Annotated in this window: 25 protein-coding genes, 1 tRNA gene and 1 pseudogene; 14 read left to right on the top strand and 13 right to left on the bottom strand. The window is 45.0% G+C overall.

From position 1 onward, the window contains the following. Nucleotides 1-140: 140 nt before the first annotated feature. The 6 genes and pseudogenes from secE (at nt 141) to ACEW9J_RS12200 (ending at nt 3,139) form a co-directional block, all read left to right on the top strand. Nucleotides 141-380 (top strand): preprotein translocase subunit SecE, encoded by a 240-nt coding sequence (gene secE / locus ACEW9J_RS12225; RefSeq protein ID WP_373545394.1) that lies wholly within the window; start codon nt 141-143, stop codon nt 378-380. Further along, nucleotides 377-1,006 carry a transcription termination/antitermination protein NusG gene (nusG, locus tag ACEW9J_RS12220; RefSeq protein WP_373545393.1) on the top strand — a complete coding sequence of 210 codons (630 nt, stop codon included), beginning with the start codon at nt 377-379 and terminating at the stop codon, nt 1,004-1,006. The genes secE and nusG overlap by 4 nt, the downstream gene beginning before the upstream one ends. 12 nt (nt 1,007-1,018) lie before the next feature. Continuing rightward, nucleotides 1,019-1,444: a 50S ribosomal protein L11 gene (gene rplK / locus ACEW9J_RS12215; protein ID WP_373545392.1), complete on the top strand. Its 426-nt coding sequence runs from the start codon at nt 1,019-1,021 to the stop codon at nt 1,442-1,444. A 61-nt stretch (nt 1,445-1,505) separates the two neighbouring features. Beyond that, entirely contained in the window at nt 1,506-2,213 is a 708-nt protein-coding gene (rplA, locus tag ACEW9J_RS12210) for a 50S ribosomal protein L1 (RefSeq protein WP_373545391.1), read from the top strand. A 173-nt stretch (nt 2,214-2,386) separates the two neighbouring features. Next, nucleotides 2,387-2,692 (top strand): annotated as a pseudogene (locus tag ACEW9J_RS12205) (type II toxin-antitoxin system PemK/MazF family toxin); the annotation flags it as partial. A 60-nt stretch (nt 2,693-2,752) separates the two neighbouring features. Beyond that, nucleotides 2,753-3,139, top strand: coding sequence for a VOC family protein (locus ACEW9J_RS12200; RefSeq protein ID WP_373545403.1), 387 nt, complete (start codon nt 2,753-2,755; stop codon nt 3,137-3,139). Nucleotides 3,140-3,216: 77 nt separating this feature from the next. Here ACEW9J_RS12200 and ACEW9J_RS12195 read toward each other — a convergent pair whose 3' ends face one another. The 6 genes from ACEW9J_RS12195 to ACEW9J_RS12170 form a co-directional block, all read right to left on the bottom strand. Continuing rightward, nucleotides 3,217-3,636: a hypothetical protein gene (locus tag ACEW9J_RS12195; protein ID WP_373545390.1), complete on the bottom strand. Its 420-nt coding sequence runs from the start codon at nt 3,634-3,636 to the stop codon at nt 3,217-3,219. A 17-nt stretch (nt 3,637-3,653) separates the two neighbouring features. Further along, entirely contained in the window at nt 3,654-4,277 is a 624-nt protein-coding gene (locus ACEW9J_RS12190) for a PIN domain-containing protein (RefSeq protein WP_373545389.1), read from the bottom strand. Next, nucleotides 4,278-4,487: a glycogen debranching protein gene (locus ACEW9J_RS12185; protein ID WP_373545402.1), complete on the bottom strand. Its 210-nt coding sequence runs from the start codon at nt 4,485-4,487 to the stop codon at nt 4,278-4,280. It lies immediately after the preceding gene. 36 nt (nt 4,488-4,523) lie between these two features. Next, nucleotides 4,524-5,012: an N-acetyltransferase family protein gene (locus tag ACEW9J_RS12180; RefSeq protein ID WP_373545388.1), complete on the bottom strand. Its 489-nt coding sequence runs from the start codon at nt 5,010-5,012 to the stop codon at nt 4,524-4,526. A 167-nt stretch (nt 5,013-5,179) separates the two neighbouring features. Then, the gene (locus ACEW9J_RS12175; RefSeq protein WP_373545387.1) at nt 5,180-6,271 is read right to left on the bottom strand and encodes a DNA polymerase beta superfamily protein; all 1,092 of its coding nucleotides are present in this window, start codon (nt 6,269-6,271) and stop codon (nt 5,180-5,182) included. A 179-nt stretch (nt 6,272-6,450) separates the two neighbouring features. Then, nucleotides 6,451-6,819 carry a VOC family protein gene (locus ACEW9J_RS12170; protein WP_373545386.1) on the bottom strand — a complete coding sequence of 123 codons (369 nt, stop codon included), beginning with the start codon at nt 6,817-6,819 and terminating at the stop codon, nt 6,451-6,453. Between the two features lie 307 nt (nt 6,820-7,126). On the opposite strand from ACEW9J_RS12170, the gene ACEW9J_RS12165 reads away from it, so the two are divergent. Continuing rightward, complete coding sequence (locus tag ACEW9J_RS12165; RefSeq protein WP_373545385.1) at nt 7,127-8,293, top strand: pyridoxal phosphate-dependent aminotransferase; 1,167 nt, start codon at nt 7,127-7,129, stop codon at nt 8,291-8,293. Between the two features lie 619 nt (nt 8,294-8,912). Beyond that, nucleotides 8,913-11,381, top strand: coding sequence for a WD40 repeat domain-containing protein (locus tag ACEW9J_RS12160; RefSeq protein WP_373545384.1), 2,469 nt, complete (start codon nt 8,913-8,915; stop codon nt 11,379-11,381). Between the two features lie 217 nt (nt 11,382-11,598). Here ACEW9J_RS12160 and ACEW9J_RS12155 read toward each other — a convergent pair whose 3' ends face one another. The 3 genes from ACEW9J_RS12155 to ACEW9J_RS12145 all read right to left on the bottom strand — a co-directional run bounded on the left by ACEW9J_RS12155 (nt 11,599) and on the right by ACEW9J_RS12145 (nt 13,866). Continuing rightward, nucleotides 11,599-12,201, bottom strand: a complete 603-nt coding sequence (locus tag ACEW9J_RS12155; RefSeq protein WP_373545383.1) for a VWA domain-containing protein — start codon at nt 12,199-12,201, stop codon at nt 11,599-11,601. A gap of 107 nt (nt 12,202-12,308) precedes the next feature. Next, nucleotides 12,309-12,749 carry a DUF4277 domain-containing protein gene (locus ACEW9J_RS12150; protein WP_373545382.1) on the bottom strand — a complete coding sequence of 147 codons (441 nt, stop codon included), beginning with the start codon at nt 12,747-12,749 and terminating at the stop codon, nt 12,309-12,311. Nucleotides 12,750-12,996: 247 nt separating this feature from the next. Next, complete coding sequence (locus ACEW9J_RS12145) at nt 12,997-13,866, bottom strand: carbohydrate ABC transporter permease (protein ID WP_373545381.1); 870 nt, start codon at nt 13,864-13,866, stop codon at nt 12,997-12,999. Between the two features lie 441 nt (nt 13,867-14,307). On the opposite strand from ACEW9J_RS12145, the gene ACEW9J_RS12140 reads away from it, so the two are divergent. The 6 genes from ACEW9J_RS12140 to proB all read left to right on the top strand — a co-directional run bounded on the left by ACEW9J_RS12140 (nt 14,308) and on the right by proB (nt 21,233). Then, on the top strand, nt 14,308-15,930 hold the full coding sequence (locus ACEW9J_RS12140; RefSeq protein ID WP_373545380.1) for an NAD(P)H-quinone oxidoreductase subunit 4: 1,623 nt from the start codon (nt 14,308-14,310) through the stop codon (nt 15,928-15,930). Between the two features lie 272 nt (nt 15,931-16,202). Next, entirely contained in the window at nt 16,203-16,826 is a 624-nt protein-coding gene (gene ruvA / locus ACEW9J_RS12135) for a Holliday junction branch migration protein RuvA (protein WP_373545379.1), read from the top strand. A gap of 154 nt (nt 16,827-16,980) precedes the next feature. Further along, on the top strand, nt 16,981-17,544 hold the full coding sequence (locus ACEW9J_RS12130; RefSeq protein WP_373545378.1) for a DUF3727 domain-containing protein: 564 nt from the start codon (nt 16,981-16,983) through the stop codon (nt 17,542-17,544). Then, on the top strand, nt 17,534-18,622 hold the full coding sequence (mltG, locus tag ACEW9J_RS12125; protein WP_373545377.1) for an endolytic transglycosylase MltG: 1,089 nt from the start codon (nt 17,534-17,536) through the stop codon (nt 18,620-18,622). Before ACEW9J_RS12130 ends, mltG begins: the two co-directional genes overlap by 11 nt. A gap of 155 nt (nt 18,623-18,777) precedes the next feature. Further along, nucleotides 18,778-19,296 carry a YqeG family HAD IIIA-type phosphatase gene (locus ACEW9J_RS12120; protein ID WP_373545376.1) on the top strand — a complete coding sequence of 173 codons (519 nt, stop codon included), beginning with the start codon at nt 18,778-18,780 and terminating at the stop codon, nt 19,294-19,296. A gap of 830 nt (nt 19,297-20,126) precedes the next feature. After that, entirely contained in the window at nt 20,127-21,233 is a 1,107-nt protein-coding gene (gene proB / locus ACEW9J_RS12115) for a glutamate 5-kinase (protein WP_373545375.1), read from the top strand. A gap of 181 nt (nt 21,234-21,414) precedes the next feature. Here proB and ACEW9J_RS12110 read toward each other — a convergent pair whose 3' ends face one another. The 4 genes from ACEW9J_RS12110 to ACEW9J_RS12095 form a co-directional block, all read right to left on the bottom strand. Next, entirely contained in the window at nt 21,415-22,014 is a 600-nt protein-coding gene (locus tag ACEW9J_RS12110) for a YdcF family protein (RefSeq protein ID WP_373545374.1), read from the bottom strand. A gap of 92 nt (nt 22,015-22,106) precedes the next feature. Continuing rightward, nucleotides 22,107-22,180, bottom strand: a tRNA-Arg gene (locus ACEW9J_RS12105). A gap of 120 nt (nt 22,181-22,300) precedes the next feature. After that, a complete protein-coding gene (locus ACEW9J_RS12100) occupies nt 22,301-22,870 on the bottom strand; it encodes a DUF937 domain-containing protein (RefSeq protein WP_373545373.1) in 570 nt (189 codons plus the stop codon). Between the two features lie 165 nt (nt 22,871-23,035). After that, on the bottom strand, nt 23,036-23,812 hold the full coding sequence (locus ACEW9J_RS12095; protein WP_373545372.1) for a 7-carboxy-7-deazaguanine synthase QueE: 777 nt from the start codon (nt 23,810-23,812) through the stop codon (nt 23,036-23,038). Nucleotides 23,813-23,881 lie beyond the last annotated feature (69 nt).

Raw genomic sequence — 23,881 nt, 5'->3', positions numbered from 1 at the left:
TTGATTCCCTTCTTGCACGAGGTAAACAGATCTAAATGAGATCGATCGACATAACTTGAATGAGCAGGAGGTAAAAATTTCAGGTAAACTAGTAATCTGTCAACCTCACATCCTCTTGTCGTGAAGAGGAGCCAGAGATTATGGTCAAAAAAACCGAACCAACACAAACTGAGCCAGCAAATGCCGAATCGACATCTGGCTTCAATCCGGTTCAACTCATCCAAGACAGTAAAGCCGAACTCACACGAGTAATTTGGCCCAGCCGTCAACAACTGATTAGTGAGTCCCTAGCTGTAATTGCGATGGTGTCTCTATCAGCTACGACCATTTATTTGGTGAACAATTTGTTTAGTTGGGCTGCTGCCAAGGTGTTTGTATGAGTTATCTTGCAGACGAATCAGATGAAGACATCGACCGACAAGGTTCTGGGAGTAAAGTCAAGGAACCAGCTCGATGGTATGCCGTCCAAGTGGCATCTGGCTGTGAAAATCGCGTCAAAATTGACTTGACACAGCGGATTCACTCCTTTAGCATGGGCGAACGCATCTACCAAATCGAGATTCCCCAAACTCCCACCATCCGACTCAAAAAAGATGGTACCAAGACACCCGCCGAAGAAAAAGTTTTCCCAGGCTATGTCCTAGTTAGTATGTCGATGGATGATGACGCATGGCAGGTAGTCAAAAATACCCCCAACGTCATTAATTTCGTCGGCTCAGAACAAAAACGCGGTTACGGACGCGGACGCGGACACGTCAAACCACTACCTCTTTCTCGTGGTGAGGCAGACCGGATCTTCAAACAAGCTCTCGAACAAGAGCCAGTAGTGAAGACAGATCTGACCGAAGGCGATAAAATAATGGTAATGTCTGGTCCATTTAAGGACTTTGCAGGTGAGGTCGTCGAAGTAAGCCCCGAACGGAGTAAACTAAAAGCCTTGCTCTCTATCTTCGGGAGAGATACCCCCGTAGAACTCGAATTCAACCAAGTCCAAAGACAGGGCTAATAAACACATCCAATGGCAAAGAAAGTAGTCGCAATTGTTAAGCTAGCACTGAATGCTGGTAAAGCTAACCCCGCACCTCCAGTCGGCCCCGCACTGGGTCAACATGGTGTGAATATCATGGCATTCTGTAAAGAATATAATGCCAAAACTGCCGAGCAAACTGGTACAGTAATTCCTGTAGAAATTTCGATCTTTGAAGATCGCAGTTTCACATTTGTACTGAAAACACCACCTGCTTCGGTATTGATCAAGAAAGCCGCCAAAATTGAAGCTGGTTCCAACGAACCAAACAAGAAAAAGGTCGGTCAAATCACCACAGTGCAATTGCAAGAAATCGCGCAAATTAAATTACCCGATCTCAATGCTAACGACATTGATGCAGCAATGAAAATCGTTGCTGGTACCGCCCGAAACATGGGTGTTGCGATCGTTGACTAGTTTTTTATCCACTATATATTGGGGGAGAGGAAAACCCTCGTTATTCACCCCAGGAGCAATTATGACCAAAAAGTATTCCCGTCGTTATCAAGAACTAGCGAAAAAGATCGAGGATCGTGCCTACGATCCCCTCGAAGCCATGAAACTGATCAATGAGACAGCCACCGCTAAATTTGCGGAATCTGCTGAAGTTCACGTGCGGCTGGGTATCGATCCTAAGTATACCGATCAACAATTACGGACGACGGTGGCGTTGCCTAAAGGTACCGGACAAACAATCCGCGTTGCAGTGATCGCCCGTGGTGAAAAAGTGGCAGAAGCCGCTGCTGCTGGTGCAGATATCTCTGGTTCTGAAGAATTAATCGCTGAAATTCAAGGTGGAATGATGGATTTCGATCTGTTGATCGCCACACCTGATATGATGCCCCAAATCGCCCGTCTAGGACGAGTTCTCGGCCCACGCGGTCTGATGCCTTCGCCTAAAGCTGGGACGGTAGCAACCGATCTAGCTGCGGCGATCGCGGAGTTCAAAGCTGGTAAATTAGAATATCGTGCTGACAAATCTGGGATCGTGCATATTCTCTTTGGTAAGGCGGCATTCGCTCCTGAAGACCTCCTAACCAATCTCAAGGCGTTCCAAGAGAGTATCGATCGAAATCGTCCTTCTGGGGCTAAGGGTCGGTTCTGGCGCAGTATGTATGTCTCTGCAACGATGGGGCCATCGATCGAAATCGACATCAGCGGTCTGCGCGACATGAAAAATGAATAATTAGTAGATTCATCTATTGGTTAAAGGTACTAAAAGGAGGGGTGAGTTTGAAACTTATTCCTCCTTTTTTAGGTATTGTTGTCAGTTTCTCGATCGAATATTTTTTAAGGGCACAAACCCAACTTTTTAGAAAAGTTGGGTTTGGATAGCAGTATAATTAAGAGCCGATGTAAATGGTAATCAATCAAGGTGATATATACTGGATTTCATTAGATGTACCAGGTGATTCAGAACCAGGCATTACCCATCCCCATGTCGTAATTCAGAATAATATCATCAACCGTAGCCGGATTGATACTCTCGTTGTTTGTGGATTGACAACAAATGCAAAACGGGCAAAATCACCTGGTAATGTACTGTTAGAAATTGGTGAAGCAAATTTACCCAAGCAAAGTATCGTAGTCGTTTCACAAGTATCTACAGTCGATAAATCGCAGCTAGGTGATTATATAGGATCCCTAACTCAGGAGCGAATAAATCAGATATTTGCTGGGATGCAGTTTCTCCAAAAGATGACTGAACATCAATCAGCTACTAAATTGAAAATCAATAAAATTCATCATGTTGCTATCATTTGCTCTGACTATAGCAAGTCAAAAAAATTTTATGTCGATATTCTCAAGTTTTCAATAATTAATGAGACTTATAGAGCTGAAAGAGATTCGTACAAGCTAGATTTGAAGGTGTCCGATCGCGATACCTTAGAATTATTCTCATTTCCATCTCCACCCCCAAGACCGAGTAAACTAGAAGCCTGTGGGCTTAGACATCTAGCTTTTGAAGTAGATAATATCGAAGAAAATGTCGATTGTTTAGTTTCACAAGGAGTTAATGTTGAGCCAATTAGGATTGATGAGATAACGGGTAAGAAATTTACTTTTTTTAAAGATCCAGATGATTTACCTCTGGAAATATATGAGATGTAAACTTAATTTTATTTTTTTAAAAAACTCGCTATTGATACTTTGTCTCGTACATCGTCTGTTTGTGAGTAGTGCCCACCCTATGCGCTTATTGTTTCTGGTAATACGCGTATATTGCCGATATATCCTGCGCTTTGAAGATCTGACAGAGGGACTTTCCCTTTGGAAATCTGAATAAGAGACTTAATCAGACTTTTAACCGATTCAAAATTCAAATTAGATACGTAGGACGCAAAAGCTATAGATGGATGGGTATCTGTAAGCGAGGAATAATAGAAAAAGTTTGTCTGATTGGCATCTTCGTTTAAACTATCGATCTCTACTGTTATTTTACTATTTGACACGAGTGCTATTAATCGAATACCTCGCTTTAGAGGGATAGTTGAACCTGTTGATTGAGATGGGCAGAAAGATTCGATTTTGACGGGATAATTGTCATTGACTGCCAATAAATATTCGTCAATGATTTCTACTATTTGACCAATTTCAGAATGGTGCATGACTGTTATCTATTAAATCAAAATTTATAACTAATTTTATCCTTAGTTTCCATAACTTTTCCAGTCGCGAACCAATCATCGAGGATTTCTTTAATCTCTGGCTCACTCGGCTGATATTTAGTTAAAGCTGATTTGAGATATGTATGTAAAGTCGCTCTTTTTTTCGGTCGGCTTTTGAGAACTACGGCGGATAATTTAGTAAAGGCAAGATCGGCTAGAAAATCTTTAGAGTGAGTGACTACATCCGATCGACCAGACAATAATGCCAGATTTTCGATGCGGCGACAGGAGATGCCCAATTTGGCTAGATGTTGAATCAGCGGATCGAAACCGCGATCGCGTGAAAGAATTACATAATTAGATGTGGGAGATTTGAGGCTAATTTGACCCAGATAAAAAACAATATGAAAATCTAAAGCATTTGGGCCGATGCCTTCCACCCCAATCCACTCCACCGCTGCACCCAATTGATGCGCCTCTCTGACTAGATCGAAAGGAATCTTAACTTGAGCGCATCCCACAAAGATGAAGATTCTCAGATTGGGTTGTTGGAGGCTCGATAGGCTGACTTGAGTAACATTCTCATAGTCGATAAAAAGTACTGTAGCTGGATCGAGTTTTTCGACTGGGGGGGGATTCATTTAGCCTAAATTCAGTGAGTTTACAGGTACTTCATCCCACGAGCCGACTGTCCGTAGCCTAGCAACCCAGCCTAGTTGCTTTTGCTCGGTGGTGAGATTTTGCTCGAAAGATTCATGACAGTCTCTCGCCAATTCTTCGCTGCGAGAAGCAATGCAGGCATACATTAAGCCGCCAGGATCTAATTGTTCGTTTACCCAGATTGTTAGCATCAACTTTGGTTCCTGCTGTGTTGTATTCATCAGATTTTAGTCAGTTTGAGATTTTGCGGCAATACTAGCTAGTATTTCGGCTGTCATTCGGCAAGTTTTCCAGTCTGGTAAAATGGTCGCACCGAGACTTTGATAGAACTCGATCGCGTTTTGATTCCATTCCAGTACAGACCATTCTAGCCGCCCACAACCGCGATCGTGTGCGATTTTGGCAATAGCGTTCATCAGAGCTTTCCCCACCCCTTGGCGGCGATATTCGGGCTGGACAAAGACATCTTCCAGATGGATTCCTGGCTGGGTGAGGAAGGTAGAGTAGGTAGGGAAAAATAATCCAAATCCAACTACTTGGCGATCGAATTCGGCTACGATGGCTTCAGCACAAGGTCGATCGCCGAATAAATGCGATCGCAATAGCTCGGTATTTCCAGTCACTCGATCGCTAAGTTGTTCGTAGGCTGCTAAACCTAAAATCAGCTCGAAAATCGCATCGATATCTTTTGATTGAGCAAGGCGAATGTTCAGCATTGGGTTAGGTATTAGTTTGCTTTGTTCCTAGTATCAAATTAAAGATCTAGGTTAGTGAGTGAATGGTGAATGGAGGGACGATAGGTTGTTTATCGATTGGAGTGGAAAGGTAGTAGTCTATTTTTCATGACCAAAATTCAATTATTAATTATCAACTATCAACTAAGCTACCATCCTTGTTGCTCTACCAAGTCGATACAAAGCTGATTGATAGCGGGTAAATCGGGATGAGAGCGGAGGCTTGAAGTATCATATGCTCGATCGAGTTCGGCAACCAAATCGTCAGCGATCTTTTTCACTTGTTCATAGGTCAACTCTCCATGTAAAATTGCTTTGAGTTCATCAGCATCGCCGACATCCTGCCGATCGACAAATACTTCACCCGATCGTAAAATCTCTAAGCCACTGCGTAGTAATCTGATACAGTGCATCGCGTGTTTGAGATCGAAACCCGATTGTCTTTCCATCCCCGCACGAGTAGGATTACGATTAGTTTGCCAGGATTGGTAAGCATTCCATTCCCGTAGGGCATTTTGGTATTGCTGACTTTTTTGGAGTAGCTTGATAAAGTTGCCGCGACTATTCGTGAGATTTTGGGTGTATTCTAAAACATCATCAGTGAGATTATGTTGCTTCAACAGTCCCTTATAGTCGATATCTCCAGTTAACAATCGATGCAACTCTTGAGCCTCCGCTAGATACTCAATTTTCCCGCGTACCAACCCATACAAATATTCGAGGAAAGCGTGTAACTCTTCCTTACTTAATGGACGTTCGGCGGTGAGTCCAAATTTTTCAGGCGTTGGTTGTTCCTGTGGTGGATTGAGCAACCATTTTCGATGAGACTCAATCTTTTTGATTTGAGCGAAAGCATAACCAGAATATGTATGTTTCACCCGTTTGCTCAGGAACATCTGACGATGTTGGATGAGATATTCACCGACTTTAGTTTTGACTGGATACTGTTTGAGCCATAGCAACTCTAAAATATTCGGGTTTGCTCCAGCCAGGAGCTGAATAAACTTTTTCAGTTCATAAATAACTGTATCTTTCTGTCCGTCGAGAAATTCAAAAATCCCAGGTTCGGTATCCCAACCACCATCTTTTTGCTCAACTTTATCAAAACCTAAATAATATGGCTTCCTAGCAATAAATACTCCCCGATAATCAAGATCGGATTCGGGACGGCTCAACCCATAGCCATGACTACCAGCTAAACCAATCAGGATCGTGCGTTGTTCGACTTCTAGACGTTGCATAAGTTATTCCCTTCTTGGTGTCAAATTAGACATTTAGCGTGGGGGATGAGTGGATGGTGGATGGTGGATGGTGAATGGCTTGCACTGAGCGTAGCCGAAGTGTGGATGGCGATCTCTATCTCTTGAGTGGGAAGGGAGTAGGCTTGAGAGATTAGCTTCAGATGAACAACAGCGATCGATTATGCACTGGCTGATTGATGTAAAATCAATCGATTACCGTCAGGATCGTAGGCGTAGATTTCTCGCCCATGAGAGGCTGTGGTAACTTGTCCTAACGGGGGATAGCCGAGTTGAGCTAGCTTGTCGATCGATCGACCTAAATTATCTACCTCCAGACACAGACTCATCCCACTCTGACTAGGATGCCCAAATTCATCGCGATTGCTGGGCTTTGGGCAAAAAATCCCCAACCGCACCCCAGCAATGGCAAACTCAGCATATACATGCGGAATATATGGCTGGGGAGTAACTGCCAAAAATTGGGTGTAGAATTCTACTACTAAATCGAAATTAACACTCGCGATCGTAACCAAAGCAGCAGTGAACATAAATAATTCAACGAAAATTTTGTCTGCTCATCAACCCTAAAGCAGGGTAAGGCAGATCTTCCCTAATATGATAATTGACTAAAACCCAGATGGGGAGTAGTGCCTAGATTAATAGATCGAGCTTAATGCCCAATCTATTAAAACTCTCTTCAATTTTCTATCTCCCATTTTCCCTTGTTTTGACTATTTACCAGTGTTCAAATGGGTTTATAATTGCTACGCTTGGTGAACTATATAGAAATAAAGACAACTCGCACACTACAGTGTAACAACATTGGGCGGGGTGACTGGGGAGCAATCATAAGTTATGGAATTGGCACAGCGCATCACCGGAATTAAACCATCTGTTACCCTCGCTATTGCTGCGATGGCTAAGGCAATGCAGCAAGATGGCAAGGACATCTGTAGTTTTAGTGCGGGGGAGCCTGACTTTGATACTCCAGAGCATATTAAAGAGGCTGCCAAGCAAGCATTAGATCGCGGTAAAACCAAGTATGGTGCGGCGGCTGGCGAACCCCAGCTCCGCGAAGCGATCGCGCACAAGCTTCAGCGCGATAATAATTTAAACTACAGTGCTGCCAATATTTTAGTCACCAATGGCGGCAAGCATTCACTCTACAATCTGATGGTGACACTGATCGATCCTGGTGATGAGGTGGTAATTCCGGCACCATTTTGGTTGAGTTATCCCGAAATGGTTAAATTGGCAGGTGGTGTTCCCGTCATTATAGATACCGATAGTAGCACCGATTATAAAATCTCACCCGCAGCCCTCAACGCTGCAATTACCCCCAAGACTAAGTTATTCATCCTCAACTCTCCTTCAAATCCTTCCGGCGTAGTCTATACTCGGACTGAGTTACAGGCTTTGGCAAAGGTAATCGTCGATCGAGATATCTTGGTCGTCTCTGATGAGATCTATGAGAAAATCATTTACGATGGGGTCGAACAAGTCAGTATTGGTGCCTTGGGTGAGGACATTTTTCAGCGGACGATTATTAGTAATGGATTTGCTAAAGCGTACTCGATGACTGGTTGGCGCGTTGGTTATCTAGCTGCACCAGTTGCACTGATTCAAGCCGCTAGTGCCCTCCAGGGGCATAGTACGTCGAATGTATGTACTTTCGCTCAATATGGAGCGATCGCCGCTCTAGAAGGCTCTCAGGACTGTGTGGAAACCATGCGCCAGGCATTTACCCTGCGTCAACAGACGATTTTAGAGCATCTCCAGGCAATTCCTGGTTTAACTTGTGCCAAGCCAGACGGAGCTTTTTATCTGTTTATTAATATTGGTAATACAAATATTAAATCTTTAGATTTTTGTCAGCAATTACTCGAACAGCAGCAAGTCGCAACCATCCCCGGACAACCATTTGGTGCAGATGACCATATTCGGATCTCTTATGCTACAGACTTAATTACAATCGAGAAAGGAATGGACAGGTTAGCTAAATTTGTGCGATCGCAGATCTAATCCAATAGATGAGGTTCAACTAATTGTTTTCTGTCCATGTGGGCAATTTTGGCTTCACGTCTTTCCTAACGGGTGAGACTCGCTTGACGCGCACTCACCCTAAACTGAAGTTCCCTTTATTATCTTTAAGAGCTTGCGCTCAAGGCGGCGTAAAGACTTCAACCCTCTAATCCTTTCGGAATAGTTGCTTAGAAACAAACCGCACCACACAATTCCTCCTGTCGATCGATCCTACGATAGTCACGATCTCAAAGCTGGTCTGAAATTGCAGCAGACCCATCGATCGATCCTCGCTAATTGTTAGCAATTTACTACCAAATTTCGATCGCGTTTGCATGATACAAAAGATGAGGATTTGGGGAATAGTAAAGATTGAGACAGTTAGTTGAAGCGGTGAGCCATAAATTGCCGATTTAGGCTTGTCAGTGTTGAAGCTGAGATCGAAAGATCTGGGTTTTCGATCCAAGCTACAATTATTACCAATCACATCAAATTCACAATGCTGCTCATATCGTCCCAATCAGTGGAGCCAGACGATCGGCAACAACTATACTGACAGAGAATCGATAGGCGGATCGCCGCCTGAGTGAGGGAATGAAGTCTTAATCGGGAGTCGGGGATGCTGGATGCGATCGTACACAATCTAGAAAAAAGCAATCACATTGCCAGAATTAAAAAGCTGGTGTTTTGTGCTTGTACCAATAATTGGAGTAATGAAGCTCAACAACTAAGTACGGTTAAGTTTAAAAGTTATCTCCAACAATTGCGAGATCGCCATGCTTCGGTAGTAGAGCTAAAATATCTGCTTTATCGAATTGTAATTAGGCTCAATCACAGTACTAATTATTATACTGTTGCTAACTTTCTGTGTCAGGAAATGGAGCCACTGTATACTTATCCGTCCACAGGGGCAACAATTGGTGAGGGTGTCGAGCAAGATAGCCCCAGTGTGTTGCCAGGTCGAGCCATGTGGGGCAAAGAAGTCATCTTTATGGTGGAAGAAACTCAGTTAGGAACTGTACTCCAAGTAGAGATGACGGTATTGGCGGCTAATGGTCAGTTACTGACACAAATAATCGTAACTTTACCCGATCTGGCTCAAATGATGACCCAGTATCAAGAATGGCAAGCTCGATATCGTCGTCTAGACCCACACAATCACCGCTTGATGAGTAGTAAAGCGGTCAGTTTAGTTCCAGAGCGAATTAATGATTGCTTGGATGCTGGCGCGATGCTACAGGCAAACCTGCATCAATGGTATAGTTCTCCAGGATTCCAAACGATCCGCGAACAGCTAGCAACAACCGTCGATCCCGACATGGAGATCGATATTGTGGTTCGCAGCCGTTCCAAGGCATTATCAAGATTGCCCTGGAATTCGATCTGGCAACCATTGCTCGATCGATATCCCCAATCTGAGGTTAGCGTTGAACTGACTCCAACGATTTCGGCAAGTGCTGTCGCTGATGAACAATTGCAGATATCGGTACTATGCGTCCTCACCAGTGCTCAAGGGATTAAACTCGATCGCAGTAAAGAATATTTAGACGCTCTACCCTATACTCAATCAGAGTTTCTCGTCGCACCCACGCACGATGATTTTGTCAATCTAGTCACTCAGAAGCCTCTAAGCGTGCTATTTTTTAGCAGTTATATTTCCGGCTACCTCCCCAACAATCGAATCTATATCAATCACCACGATACGATCGGGATTACTGAATTCAAGTATCGAATTCGGACTGCCGTTCAACGGGGGTTAAAATTACTGATTCTCAACTGTGGCGAGGGTTTGGAGCTTGCTAGCGAACTAGTAGATCTTCAGATTCCCAATCTGATCGTGATGCGAGAAGCCGTCCAAGATCAAGTCGCTCAGGAATTTGTCAAACTCTTGCTCAAGGCTTTCTCCAGCGGTAAATCTCTACAGCTATCCGTCAGAGATGCTAGAGAGCGGTTAGTCGCGATCGAAAAGGTCGTCCCAGCAGCTAGTTGTCTCCCCACGATCTGCCAGCAGATTTCCGCCCCAGCATCAAGCTGGAATCGACTCGCACATGTTGCGCTCAAGCCCGCCGAACTATTAGAAATTTCTCAAAGCTGGGCTAAGACTGAAGCCACAGGGATGATTGCTCAGGCAGATCTAGAGCGGGGATTGCCACTAGCCACAATCGTCCCAAAAATCCCTTACGATCGAATCGAACTGAGAGATCGACTCACGGGATACTTTAGTGAAGTGTACGCTCTTGCCCTCAGTAATGATGGTCAGTGGTTGGTGAGCGGACATGGCGATATTACTCACATCGATGATGCCGTAAAGGTCTGGCGGCTGTCAGATGGCAAGTTAATTCACAATTTGCTAGGTCATAGCCACTGGATCTATGGTGTGTTGCTGACTGCTGATGCCGAGACAATTATCAGTGGTAGTCTGGATGGGACAGTTCAATGGTGGCAACTCACAACTGGGACAAAGTTACCCCAGCTACTAGACAACAAATCTGCTGTCAATGCGATCTCTTTGACGAGTGATGGACAAAGATTGGTCACTGGCGGCAACGATGCGATCCTCAAGATCTGGCAGCCCCAAAATGGTCTATTAATCCATCAATGTTCGGGTCATCTCCAAAATGTTACTTGTGTAGCAACTCACAGCCAAACTCAGTTAATTGCTAGTGGGAGCAGCGACTATACCGTTAGGTTGTGGCATCTTCAGGAAGGGCGATTGCTCAAAACATTATTAGGGCATAGTGGTCGAATCAGTAGTATCGCCATTACGCCAGATGGTACCAAGATTGTCAGTGGTAGTCATGATGGTACGCTCAAAATTTGGGAAGCAGCTACAGGTAGCTTAATCGATACGTTGACTGGACATTCCAAAGCGATCGGGTGTGTCGCAATTTCACCGGACGGTCAAACCATTGTTAGTGCTGGTGACGATCGCACTGTCAATATCTGGAATCTCAGCGATGGAAAGCTTTTACATACACTCTCTGCTCACGATCGAGCAATATTGTCAGTAGCAATTAGTGCTGATAGTCGGACGATCGCGACAGGTAGCTATAGTGAGGTTCAAGTTTGGCGAGTTCCCTCTACTTAATTAACTCAGATCTTGCACCAATACATAAAGACTAGTAAATGCAGAGATCTTAGGGTGCCCCTCGTGGGCACCCCTCTACAGGTTAATTGTGTAGGGGTGCCCCTCGTGGGTACCCTATATCTACGATTAGCACTAGTATTTTAAACTGTCTTGACGCGCTAAACCCTCGGGGAACCCTACTGCAAGAGCGCGTCGCTGGTGCAAGATGTGAGTTTATCTAGTCATCGATCGCACTGAGTAAAACTTCCTTGAGTGTCAAATCTTCCATATCATTCATCGTCATCGTATCGACGATATCGAACTTAGCTCCAGCACGTCCGAGATCGTCATCGAGGATTTTTAAAAACTTGGTTGCGGCTTCATCCGTCCCCACCTGAAGAAACGAAATCCCCAATTCCGCATCTCGATCGAGTTTCTGAGTGGCATCGAGAATCACCTGCATGACCGCCTTGCGATCGTCTGGCTCTCCATCCGTCACAACTAAAATAATCTCCCCATTAGCCGGAGTTTTGCCCTGAGCTTTCCGCTGAAAGTAACTATTTAACGCATCAGTTAACACCCCTGCTAAATCTGTCCTGCCCGAAGGATCGTTTTCTTGGAAAATTGTGGCAACCTTGGCAGCAGTGACATTATCGTAGCGTTTGAACTTACCAGAAAAAAGATAAACTGTGATTCCGTCGGGGTCTAATTCTTCACATTTGTGAGCTAGAGCCAATGCCGATTCCTGCATAATTTGCCAGCGACTAGCCCCACCTGGCTTATCTTTGGTGGACATACTGCCGCTCTTGTCAATAATCAAAGTATAGTCTCGGTTTAACATAGGAAAATTCTCAATACGATCATCTTAGCTTACCCACAGCGAAGCTCCAACTACCTCCGTAATATCTGCCCGTGCGCTCATTGTAGAGAAGGGAAGGGAATTAAGTCTTACTGGGCTTGAGATGTAAGCTGTAAATAGAGTCCGGCAGTTTCAACAGAGAAAGTATCTTCAGTGGGTAATTCATAGGCTCGAATTAGATGCCTTCCTAGCTTTTCTTCGATTTCTTGGCAAGCTTCTCCCTGCAAGCCAAATTGTTCCACAGCACGAGCTAAACGATCGTCTGTGACATCTTTTTCCCCAATAGACCAGTCAGTAAGTTCCAATGTTATTCGGTGTGTCTTGACCCAGGTTTCGGCTGCACATAAGCGATGATCTGATTGGCTAATGATGTATATCAACAGCAATACGCTCAATTGACCATAGCTCAGACCCCGATGATTACCATGCGGTTGTTTGAGTTGTTGGTCAATCCACTTGGCAACTTCCATTTGTTTGAGCAATGCTGCAATCAAGGGAATATCATCAATCCGCTCTGAACTAATTTCCATGCGTGGCATCTGGCAATTTCAAAAACTGCTAATAGCCTACCTTGCAACTGCCCATCTTGCTGACAGGCTGTCAAGAATTGTCCGATACTTTACCCCTCAAGGCTTTAATTCTTCTTCCCTTTCTAAAATGAGCGCACGGGCAGTATCAAGGTTAGATGTAAATTATATCCCCGACTTCTTCAAAGAAGTCGGGGATATATTCTAGAAGTCGGGGTTATTAAAGTAATCACCATCCCCTATCCCCTTCCTAACCCTTAACCCCACTACTAGTAGCAGTCGGTACGATGTATCGCTGCACGAACATAAATAAGACTAAGACAGGCGCGATCGAAATTACCGCACCAGCCGCTACCAACCGCCAATTTAACCCAAATGCACCCTCGGCTAATTTAGCCACCCCTAATGGGAGAGTGTAATAAGTATCATCCTGAAGCACGATTAATGGCCATAAGAAATCACTCCAAGCACCAATAAACACAAAAATTGCGAGGGTGACTAGTGCGGGACGAATTGCAGGTAACATCACACTCCACCAAATCCCAATTTCCCAACAACCGTCCATTCTGGCAGCTTCTTCGAGTTCCTTTGGTACGGATTGGAAGGCTTGACGAAGCAAGAATATCCCAAAAGCTGAAGCGAGATTAGGTAATATTACTCCTAAATAAGTATTAACTAATCCCAACTCAACCACGATGATATATAGCGGAATCATCACGATCTGAAATGGGATCGTAATCGTCGATACCACGAGCGTAAAAATTAGCTCTTTGCCTTTAAATTCTAATCTAGCTAAAGGATAGGCTGCCAACGCACAAAAAATTAAATTAACGACCACACTCAAAATTGCCACTACACTACTATTAAATAAATAGCGTCCAAAATCATTACTTTGCCACACAGTAATAATGTTTTCGATTGTTGGATGACTCGGTAATAATTGGGGTGGAGATTGGAAGATATTTTCATCGGCTGATTTGAGTGCCGTACTTAATAACCAGAGTAAGGGAAATAACATCAAACTAGCGATCGCACTCAATCCACCATAAATTCCAACTAATCTCACTGTTGGGGATTGCCAAAAAGTAGCTTGTACAGAACGAAGTGGTAATTTTGGCATAAGGCGATCGATTCTTTTGCTCCAACTATAGCGATCCTAAATCAGATCCTGGCGATCGAATACTGGTGCTCATGCGGCTTACGCCTAACACACCCTACCTCAATATAGCTTCTCATTCAGAATTGCTATCCGTCAATCAGATGAACCATTACCGATTCTACGCCGATTCGTTCACAAAGTGTCTCTCTAGACAAACCGTCTTTACTACTCAGCTAAGTGTACTCATGTCTAGCACCCATCTTTTGTCCCCTAATTTCGATCGATCGTACTCAAAAAAGGGTAATCTATAGTAACGGTATTTTAATAATTGTAAATTTTATTTACAACTTGCCATCATTCTGAGCAAGGTATATCATTAACACAATGAGTATTTATACCTATAGATTAAATATTATCATTGTCTTGCAGTGAAGTGTCCGACTCGATCCTCATCGCCTATCTATGATTTCTGAATTTCCCTGGTTGACTGCGATTATTGCATTTCCGCTCATAGCTGCCTTAGCTATTCCCGTACTACCAGATCCAGATGGTAAAAATGTGCGGCTCTACGCACTGGGCGTGGGAATCTTAGAATTGGGTTTAATTATCTATACATTCGCCACACAGTACGATATCGATGACTCTAGCCTCCAGTTAGTCGAACGCTATAGCTGGGTACCACAACTAGGCTTAAATTGGTCTGTCGGTGTAGATGGTTTGTCTATGCCCTTAGTTGTTTTGACAGGCTTTGTGACGACTCTGGCTACCTTTGCTGGCTGGAATACTACGATCAAACCGCGCCTGTTTTTCAGCTTGATGCTGGTAATGTACAGTGCCCAGATTGCCGTATTTCTCGCCCAGGATCTACTGATGTTCTTCATGCTGTGGGAGTTGGAGCTGGTTCCAGTTTATTTACTGATCTCGATTTGGGGTGGCGCGCAAAGGTTCTACGCGGCAACTAAATTTATTCTGTATACCGCCCTAGCTTCAATTTTTATCCTTGTCGCTGCATTAGCGTTGGCTTTCTATGGAGATACTGTTACTTTTGATTTCACGGCATTAGGGCTGAAAGAATACCCGATCGAGTTAGAATTACTAGCCTATACAGGTTTCCTGATTGCCTTCGGTGTGAAACTGCCAATTTTTCCATTCCATACTTGGCTACCAGATGCACACGGCGAAGCTCCAGCACCTGGTTCGATGATTCTGGCTGGGGTATTGCTAAAGATGGGTGGTTACGCATTGATTCGCTTGAATGCCGAAATGCTCCCCCATGCTCACGTTTATTTCGCTCCGGTACTTGCAGTGTTGGGTGTAGTCAATATTGTCTATGGTGCATTAGCCGCTTTTTCCCAAGACAATCTCAAGCGTCGTCTGGCTTATTCTTCCATTTCTCACATGGGATTTGTGCTGATTGGGATTTCTTCCTTCACCGCTTTGGGTATCAATGGCGCAATGCTGCAAATGATTTCGCATGGGCTGATTGCTGCTGCACTATTTTTCCTATCCGGGGTGACTTACGAGCGGACACACACACTGTCGATGGACAAGATGGGTGGGATTGCCAAATCTATGCCCACAACTTATGCTCTATTTACGGTGGCATCGATGGCATCCCTCGCATTACCAGGGATGAGTGGCTTTGCTGGCGAATTGACAATTTTCCTCGGCTTAACAACTAGCGATGTATACAGCGATGGGTTTAAAACTGCACTCATTTTCTTATCTGCGGTTGGCTTGTTGATCACACCGATTTACTTACTATCAATGTTACGACGGGTATTCTTTGGCAAACAGCTCGAATCGATCGATAAGCCTTGGCTGGATGCCAAACCTCGCGAATTATCGATCGCAATGTGCTTGCTCATACCGATTATTGGGATTGGATTGTATCCAAAAATTGCAACTCAAACCTATGATACTACGACGGTTGCAGTAGCAGCTCATCTGCGATCGGCACAGCCTACGATCGCTACTGCTAATAATTCTAGCTTACACGCTCGTACAGCTTGGACTCAGACAACGATCTCAGCACCCACTATTCCGAGTAAATTAGTAAGTATCATCGATCGAACGAAGGAATGATGCCAAGTATAGTCAGCTCCATTAGGATGCCGAGGAGGCTCAAGCACAGATTGCTTTTGTCGATCGTATCCTCATCAATTAAACTGATTTAGTCACTCCCGCAGAATTAGATAAACTGGAGCAGAACATCAGGGGGATGAATGCGATCCCCAAAATTTATCGGACTCAAAATGCTAACATCGACATGGACGCTATCTTGGGTTCGATCGGTATCTGAGCTAAGATCTAGTTAATTGGAGTAACATCAATAAGCTACTTACACTTCGATCTAGATGATTAGCTACCTCAAAGGCACCGCCATCCAAATGCAGACTCCGGCTAATAATCGGGCAATTCTGGTATTAGAGGTAAATCAAGTGGGGTATGAACTGCAAGTGCCCCAGCGGATGATTTTGGAAGTGGTACCGAGCCAGGAAATTCAGGTGTTTACGCATCAGCAGGTACGCGAAGATCAAATATCTTTGTATGGCTTTAGTTCGGCAGCCGAACGCGATTTATTTCGGCAATTGATTAGTGTCAGTGGGGTAGGAGCGAGTCTAGCGATCGCCTTATTAGATAAACTAGGACTAGCTGATACCGTCTCAGCGATCGTCACTAGCAATATTCAGCGTCTATCCACCGCCCCTGGAGTAGGCAAAAAAACTGCCGAGCGGCTAGCTTTAGAACTCCGTAGCAAGCTAGGACAATGGCGGGTAGCATCAGGTTTAATCGAGGCACTACCACTGACTAGTTTGAATTCAACTATGCAGGCTGAAGTCGAGATGACCTTGTTAGCTCTAGGCTATACAAATGATGAAATTCGTCAGGCTTTACAAGCCATTAGTCAAGATAGTTTAATGGTCAAAAGTCAAAACATTGAAGACTGGCTGCGGCTGGCGATCTCTAGTATTGCATAGGTCGATCCATGACAGAAAATAGTCCCGATCGTGGTATTCTGATGATTGGCTTATTAGTGGTTTCGGTCAGCACAATCGGTGCCAAAAGACGATCGAATCATTATCATCTAAATTAGATAATAGCTACTAAAGTTATAATTCAAAATTATTTTACATGTCCTCATCACCCCAGTCTGAAGATTTCGATGATGCTGAGTTAGTTATACTCACCGATGAATTGGGGCGCGAACTCCCCTGTTATGTCGAGCGCGAACTCGAACTCGATGGCAAGACTTACTTTCTGTTGCTACCAGAAAATGCGCCAATTGAAATTTTCGCTTGGGATGAAGATGATGACATCACCGAACTAGTTTCTGTTGAGGAAGAAGAAGAGATCGACGCGATCTTTGCTGATGCCCATGCAGTACTATCCGAACAAAATCTCACGCTCAAGCGGACGGCTTTCACCCTCAGTGCCGTTGGCGAACTACCACCACTAGATCCGACAGAAGTAGTCACGATCGAACTCGATGAAGAAGATGACACTCTAGAGCCAGAAGAATTTCAAATTTTGGCACGGTTTTATAATAAAGAACAAGAGTATGCGATCTGCACTCCCGTAGATCCACTCCTATTCTTCGGCAAAGCCGATGAAAAGGGCGCGATCTCATTACTCTCCGAACAAGAAGCCGAACAACTCCAACCAATGCTCGAAGATATGTTGTTGGATGAAATCTAGATCTGGAGGATTACCTTTGAAACCAGCCAAGACTGTTCCCAAATGGTTATTAATTTCAGCACCAATTGCACTATTGACAGTTGCGGGCGGTATTGGCGGCTTCTGGTGGAACGGGATCGCCGCACCGCCTACTACGGATCGAAACGCTAAAAGCATCCAAATCCAAGTAAAACCTGGCACCTCTGCTCAAGCAATCGGTCAAGAATTAGAAGCTAAAGGCGCAATTAAGTCTCAACTAGCTTGGAAACTGTGGACATCTTGGCAAGCAAAACAAGGCAAAGGCTCACCCCAAAAGGGTACCTATGAAGTGTCGCCAAATCAACCTTTAGCGGTTGTCGCCGCCCAGATTTTAGAAGGCAAAGTCGTCCAATCTGGGTTTACGATCCGCGAGGGTTGGAACATCAAACAGATGGGTGAATACTTTGAAAAACAAGGTTTATTTAAAGCTGCTGATTTTATCGCGGCTACCACCGCAATTCCTAAAGATAAGTTTCCGTGGCTACCCGACGGGATTCCCCATTTAGAGGGGTTCCTGTTTCCCGAAACTTATCAAGTTCCCAGCGAAACCATCAGCCCCAACGGTGTCGTCACGCAGATGCTCAAGCAATTCGAGCAGGTAGCTTTACCAGAGTATCAAAAAGTTGCTGGTTCCCAAAAATTGAGTCTATTGCAATGGGTAAGTTTAGCCAGCGTAGTAGAAAAAGAAGCAGTAATACCGATCGAACGTCCGAAGATTGCGGGCGTATTTACCACTAGACTCGCCAAAAATATGCGGTTAGAGTCAGATCCCACCGTAGAATATGGTCTAGGTATCAAACAGACTGCCGATCGACCCCTAACTTTTGCCCAAGTCAAACGACCCAACCCCTATAATACCTATATGAACGCCGGAATTCCACCCGGACCGATCGCCAGCCCAGGGATTGAGAGTCTCAAAGCAGTACTCAACCCTAACAGTACAGATTTGCTGTTTTTCGTGGCAAAATATGACGGTACGCATGTGTTTAGCAAAACGTTATCGGAACATGTCTCGGCGACTCAAGCCATTCGCCAGCAGCGTCAGTCTGGAAAGAAATAAGTAATTTACTACCCGATCGCTATCATCTAAACGTACTTCATAGGCAATTGCGTCTATGGGGCACTTTTAGTGAGTGAGAGGTTTTATGCAAGTGAAGATTTAACTAATTCCCCTATACCTCGCCCCTATTCACTATTCAACATCCCCTATTACTGATGTTATTTCCCCTACTACAACCTGACTTGGTACTTGGCAGCTCAGTGTTGGATTTGACGCCTGAGATTCTCGCTCGATACAAGATTGAAGGCTTGGTTTTAGATGTCGATGATACAATCGTCCCGATCGGTGTTGGTTTTGCAGAGCCAGAACTTATCCTCTGGATCGAACAAACTCGGCAAATCGTCCCGCTGTGGCTAGTGACAAACAACCCCAGTCAAGCGAGGATTGGGGCGATTGCGGATAGTTTATCGCTACCTTATTTTTTGAGCGCGGCCAAACCATCGCGCAGAAAACTTCGCCAAGCTGTGGCAGCTATGAGCAGGGAACCCGCACGGGTAGCCATGGTGGGCGATCGAGTATTTACAGATGTCCTCGCAGGTAATCGGCTGGGGATGTTCACGATCCTGATCGAGCCGATCGTCAGTGCTGATACTACTGTCGCCTTCAGTTTGCTGCGGAGGATTGAATTTACGATCGCCAAGCTCTTGGGAGTTTCCTTTACTACATTAAAATAACGTGAGTGTCTCGTTCCGAGCAACTGAGCCGATATAAATGTCGCCTAAAGAATGAAAGAAACTTTGGTTGGGTGTTTTGGGTTTCGCCGATCTCAACCCAACCTACAGATCCTTGTACTGAGCCACTTGTGGGTTGAGTTTCTTAGAAGAGGCTACGACGCCAACGGTTTAAGGATTTGCGATCGATAAACCCCACCCACAGATCGATTCCCTGGCGAAGCTAATGCGAAGCGCGCTTCGCTACCAACAGATCGACCTTTGTGCAGGGGAGTTTGAGGGGCGGCACTCCGCCTCTGGCAGAACCCGGAGCTGGGGGTTGGAACCCCCAGATCCGGGTTCTGCCCCCACCAGAAAGAATCGCAGCCTACTGATACAGCGGTTTGCAGGTTGGTGCGGGACAGCTATTCTTCAAAGCTTTTTTAGAGATTAGGTTCAATATTTAAAGTGTCCCCCACATGCTTACAAACCGCTGTATATATCGTTTACCGCTTCGCTTAGGACAGATCCTAACCCGTCGTCAGGAGACACTAACGTTAAAATAACTTGTCATCCTAGATTGTCCATACTCGATCGAAGACAATATAAATAAATCATTAAGAAAATAGCGATGCTCAAAAATATCTGCCATCATGTATTTATTGGAAATGAAGTCAGCCCAAATAAAGACTTTAAACATATTATAAAATACATAAATTTTCAGAGCGTTAGCTGCCAAAAATAGGCAGGTGACGCTCTGAAACGTTTTTAGCAAAGTATTTTATCAGATATCAAATATTCTGTACCTACTACAGAAAGCCTCGATCCCTAGTTAGTATGTCGCGATCCCCATCATGTCTCAGACCATAGTAATTAAAGTCGGTACATCAAGTCTGACGCGTGCAGATGGGAGATTAGCTTTAGCCACGATCGCCGCATTGATTGAAACTATCGTCGATTTACGCGCCCAAGGTTATCAAATTGTTTTAGTATCTTCTGGGGCGGTTGGAGTTGGCGCAGCACGGCTGGGCATGACCGAACGCCCGAAAACGATCGCTCTCAAGCAAGCCGCCGCCGCCGTCGGACAAGGGATCATCATGCGGGTATACGATGACCTATTTCGCGAACATCAGCAACCAGTCGCCCAAATCCTGCTCACGCGGGGCGATCTCGACAGGCGGAGTAGTTATATCAATGCTTACAATACCTTTCAAGAATTATTCCGACTGGGCGTGATGCCGATCGTCAATGAAAATGATACCGTGGCTGTAGACGAGCTAAAATTTGGCGATAATGATACCCTCTCGGCGCGGGTAGCTAGCCTGATCGATGCCGACTGGTTATTTTTACTCACCGATGTCGATCGATTGTACTCCGCCGATCCCCGCAAATTTCCTGATGCCCAACCGATCGTCCAGATCGAGCGATTAGAGGATTTAACCGCCCTACAAATCCAAACTGGTGGAAAGGGTTCAGAATGGGGAACGGGTGGGATGGTGACGAAAATAGCCGCCGCTGGCATCGCCACCAGCGCAGGAGTAAGGACGGCAATTACCCACGGACAATTTCCGCAAAATATCGAGCGGATTTTGCACGGCGAACCATTGGGAACTCAATTTACGCCACAATTACGCGCCGATAGTGCCAGAAAACGATGGATTGCCCACGGCTTGATTATAGTAGGTAAAGTCTATCTCGATGCTGGTGCAGTTGAAGCGATTGTCACTGGCGGTAAATCTTTATTACCTGCTGGGATTACCCACACCGAGGGGGCTTTTGAAGCAACGGATGCGGTGCAATTGTGCGATGGTTTGGGCAAAGAGATCGGCCGAGGAATTACCAATTATAGTAGTGTCGAACTCGATCGCATCCAAGGGCATCGATCGACGGATATCATCGATCTCCTCGGCTATCTAGGCGAAGAAACCGTCATCCATCGCGATAATCTGGTGTTGAGTTAGTATTTAAACAGTTGACGGCGAGGTTTTTAGGATGGGGATTTAGACTCCCAAGCCATAGCTTCTGCTCTTTATTTAAAAAATTGCGGCAAGCGACGATCGCATTAGCTGTCAATTCGATCGATAGTAACTTGGATTAATACATATCGCCTACCGATTCGCTTAGGAGAATCGCTGCAAGTCATCACTTACCCCCAGCATAACCAGTAGTCAACCACAGCAACGATCGAAATCCATCTCGGACAGTTTTCTGCATCGGTTCCAACGCTCTACCGCTGACAAAAGTTACAGGCTTAACTTTAATCCCTCGGCTACCAAATACAATTTCACCGATCGTTCTGGCTCTTTGAATATGATCGTCAGAAGTCACTAGATATACACTGGTAATCCCTTTGGACTCAAATCGATCGACCACCGTTGTAAAATTAGTCACAGTATCGATCGCTTGGTAATCTAAATGTAAATTTCCAGCCGAAACACCAGCCTTTCTAAAAACTCTTTTCGCATAACCTGGGGGTGCGCCACTCGAAATCCACACGGGTAAATTGGGGTGTGTGTGGGCGAATTTCGCGGCAAATATTTCGCGCTCTTCTTCACCACCCAAAACAAAAATTGCTTGAGGTTGAATCCAGGTATTTTCTACCTCTCGATAGCCAATCCAGGCGATTGCAAATATGATGGGTGAAATTGGTAATAGTAGTTTCCACAATCGCCTGGATTGGCGGTGGCGTTGCTTTGGAACTGAAGACGGACGGGAGCGGGGGAGGGTGCGGTGGTGCGCCATGCTGCAATGAGCTTGGAAAGGATAAATTGAGGAACTAGATAGCTCCTAGCAAATGCTAGGCTCAAGTTACCATAATTTATCAATGCAGACAACGGGACTGGCGGGGATCGAACCCACGGCCTATCGCTTAGGAGGCGATCGCTCTATCCAACTGAGCTACAGCCCCTAACAACAATCGATCGTATCAGATTTTGTGACGATCGCAGGTCTAATTGTGATTCGATCGGATCGGAGTGCCCTCATCCTCAGTGAGAAGGGCTGGGGATGAGGGCACTAACTCACCAACCTAAAACATCTTACCGATAATATTCCCCAAATCTTCGACAATATTGCCATCCCCATCAGCATCGATCGCTCTTGTAGCCATGCCTAGCAGGTCATTGCCGCCCCCAAAAGAGCCAAGCATCTGGGCAATCCCATTAGCATCTAAACCACCCTGCTCTTGGCTGGATTTACCCAATGCACCCATCACCAATGGTGTCAGAATTCCCAATAGTTGGGTCGCTGCACCACTATCCATGCCAGTGTTTTGACTGATGGTATCGGCCATCGCATTGTGACTACCACCACCCAAAACTTGACCGAGTAACGCACTACCCATCCCAGCCGCACCAGCATTACCCACAAAACCCATCACATTATCCAAAATCGAGCCATCATTCGATTGAGTAGCTTGCTGGATTGCCTCAGCACCGTCTGGTGTCGCCGCACGGTTGCCCATTGCTGACAATAGCATTGGTAGAGCCATCCCTACCGCCGATTGAGTTGTACCTTGGTCTGAGCCAATTTGCTGGCTAATTTGTTGAATTGCTGGCCCACCCAGTTGACTCACAAGCATTCCGATTAATGGATTCATGGCAATTTACTTGAGTTTGGTATTAATGAAAATCAATCCGCCAACATTGTACACAACTCTTTCAACTATCTCTATTTATTTTGTTGTCATGACATCGCATCGCACCAGGATCGCCGATCTTAACTAGCAAATACGATAGCGATTGAATAGTGAATCAGCTATAAATTACAACTGTCCAATCATTTTATGCGTTTGTGGAATCACCCGAATTTGCGGTAAGTATTCCTTCATTAAAGTCTGCCAAGCCAATACCTGCGCTGGCATTGGTGCTGTTAAATTGGGATTTGTATGTGGTTGGGCTAAAGCTGTCATTGGCTGCAAAAAGATGATGATGCGATCGCTCACATCAGCAACTAATCGTGCTGCTTGTTGCAGTTCGGTAGGATCGGTCGTCTGAGAAATAATAATTTTGACAAATACATCGACATCCGCATCTTGACATACTTGCAAGAATTCTCGATGTTTCTCCCAGTGAGTTTCCCCACTAACACTCGGCAACTTGATATCCATCCCGATCGAATCCAAGTACGGTAGAATCTGCATTAACTGCCCAGGGCGATGTCCACCTGTTTCTAGATAAATGGGTAGGTGTGTCAATGCCTTGACTTGGGGCAAGAATTGAGCGAGAAAAGCTGCATGTAATAACGGTTCGCCACCAGTGATACTGATACTATCGTGCAAATGAGGTCGATTTTGGCGATCGATCCAGCTCAGGAGTTGGGATGACTCGATCGGGTTATCATGAGTGACAAAATCTCGCTCTCCAGGTGTCTGCTCGATCTCACAAGTCGGTTGCTTTTGCCATGTATGTTGACTATCGCAGTAAGCGCAGCGTAAATCGCAGCCACCAAACCGCACAAAGATCTGGCGCGTACCGACATTTAGCCCCTCACCTTGGATCGCCGAGAAAATTTCAATTAAATTAGCTGTGAGTGCAGACATAGGAGCGAAGACTAGGGATAACCGATGAACTAACTATTCTAGATCGGCTTCGAGTCGATTTCCCAAAGG

This window comes from Chamaesiphon sp., assembly GCF_041737865.1.
In the GTDB taxonomy this organism is placed as follows: Bacteria; Cyanobacteriota; Cyanobacteriia; order Cyanobacteriales; family Chamaesiphonaceae; genus Chamaesiphon.
The sequence above is the reverse complement of the archived record's forward strand: the minus strand, read 5'-3'. Positions and strand labels throughout refer to the sequence as shown.

What these genes read in the sequence shown, in the direction of transcription:
- ACEW9J_RS12195 (WP_373545390.1), bottom strand. Translation starts at nt 3,636, where the DNA reads ATGCACCATTCTGAAATTGGTCAAATAGTAGAAATCATTGACGAATAT.
- proB (WP_373545375.1), top strand. Translation starts at nt 20,127, where the DNA reads ATGTCTCAGACCATAGTAATTAAAGTCGGTACATCAAGTCTGACGCGT.
- ACEW9J_RS12160 (WP_373545384.1), top strand. Translation starts at nt 8,913, where the DNA reads ATGCTGGATGCGATCGTACACAATCTAGAAAAAAGCAATCACATTGCC.
- ACEW9J_RS12100 (WP_373545373.1), bottom strand. Translation starts at nt 22,870, where the DNA reads ATGAATCCATTAATCGGAATGCTTGTGAGTCAACTGGGTGGGCCAGCA.
- ACEW9J_RS12190 (WP_373545389.1), bottom strand. Translation starts at nt 4,277, where the DNA reads ATGAATCCCCCCCCAGTCGAAAAACTCGATCCAGCTACAGTACTTTTT.
- ACEW9J_RS12095 (WP_373545372.1), bottom strand. Translation starts at nt 23,812, where the DNA reads ATGTCTGCACTCACAGCTAATTTAATTGAAATTTTCTCGGCGATCCAA.
- ACEW9J_RS12130 (WP_373545378.1), top strand. Translation starts at nt 16,981, where the DNA reads ATGTCCTCATCACCCCAGTCTGAAGATTTCGATGATGCTGAGTTAGTT.
- mltG (WP_373545377.1), top strand. Translation starts at nt 17,534, where the DNA reads ATGAAATCTAGATCTGGAGGATTACCTTTGAAACCAGCCAAGACTGTT.
- ACEW9J_RS12180 (WP_373545388.1), bottom strand. Translation starts at nt 5,012, where the DNA reads ATGCTGAACATTCGCCTTGCTCAATCAAAAGATATCGATGCGATTTTC.
- ACEW9J_RS12185 (WP_373545402.1), bottom strand. Translation starts at nt 4,487, where the DNA reads ATGCTAACAATCTGGGTAAACGAACAATTAGATCCTGGCGGCTTAATG.
- ACEW9J_RS12165 (WP_373545385.1), top strand. Translation starts at nt 7,127, where the DNA reads ATGGAATTGGCACAGCGCATCACCGGAATTAAACCATCTGTTACCCTC.
- ruvA (WP_373545379.1), top strand. Translation starts at nt 16,203, where the DNA reads ATGATTAGCTACCTCAAAGGCACCGCCATCCAAATGCAGACTCCGGCT.
- ACEW9J_RS12145 (WP_373545381.1), bottom strand. Translation starts at nt 13,866, where the DNA reads ATGCCAAAATTACCACTTCGTTCTGTACAAGCTACTTTTTGGCAATCC.
- ACEW9J_RS12140 (WP_373545380.1), top strand. Translation starts at nt 14,308, where the DNA reads ATGATTTCTGAATTTCCCTGGTTGACTGCGATTATTGCATTTCCGCTC.
- ACEW9J_RS12155 (WP_373545383.1), bottom strand. Translation starts at nt 12,201, where the DNA reads ATGTTAAACCGAGACTATACTTTGATTATTGACAAGAGCGGCAGTATG.
- nusG (WP_373545393.1), top strand. Translation starts at nt 377, where the DNA reads ATGAGTTATCTTGCAGACGAATCAGATGAAGACATCGACCGACAAGGT.
- ACEW9J_RS12120 (WP_373545376.1), top strand. Translation starts at nt 18,778, where the DNA reads ATGTTATTTCCCCTACTACAACCTGACTTGGTACTTGGCAGCTCAGTG.
- rplA (WP_373545391.1), top strand. Translation starts at nt 1,506, where the DNA reads ATGACCAAAAAGTATTCCCGTCGTTATCAAGAACTAGCGAAAAAGATC.
- rplK (WP_373545392.1), top strand. Translation starts at nt 1,019, where the DNA reads ATGGCAAAGAAAGTAGTCGCAATTGTTAAGCTAGCACTGAATGCTGGT.
- ACEW9J_RS12170 (WP_373545386.1), bottom strand. Translation starts at nt 6,819, where the DNA reads ATGTTCACTGCTGCTTTGGTTACGATCGCGAGTGTTAATTTCGATTTA.
- secE (WP_373545394.1), top strand. Translation starts at nt 141, where the DNA reads ATGGTCAAAAAAACCGAACCAACACAAACTGAGCCAGCAAATGCCGAA.
- ACEW9J_RS12110 (WP_373545374.1), bottom strand. Translation starts at nt 22,014, where the DNA reads ATGGCGCACCACCGCACCCTCCCCCGCTCCCGTCCGTCTTCAGTTCCA.
- ACEW9J_RS12175 (WP_373545387.1), bottom strand. Translation starts at nt 6,271, where the DNA reads ATGCAACGTCTAGAAGTCGAACAACGCACGATCCTGATTGGTTTAGCT.
- ACEW9J_RS12150 (WP_373545382.1), bottom strand. Translation starts at nt 12,749, where the DNA reads ATGGAAATTAGTTCAGAGCGGATTGATGATATTCCCTTGATTGCAGCA.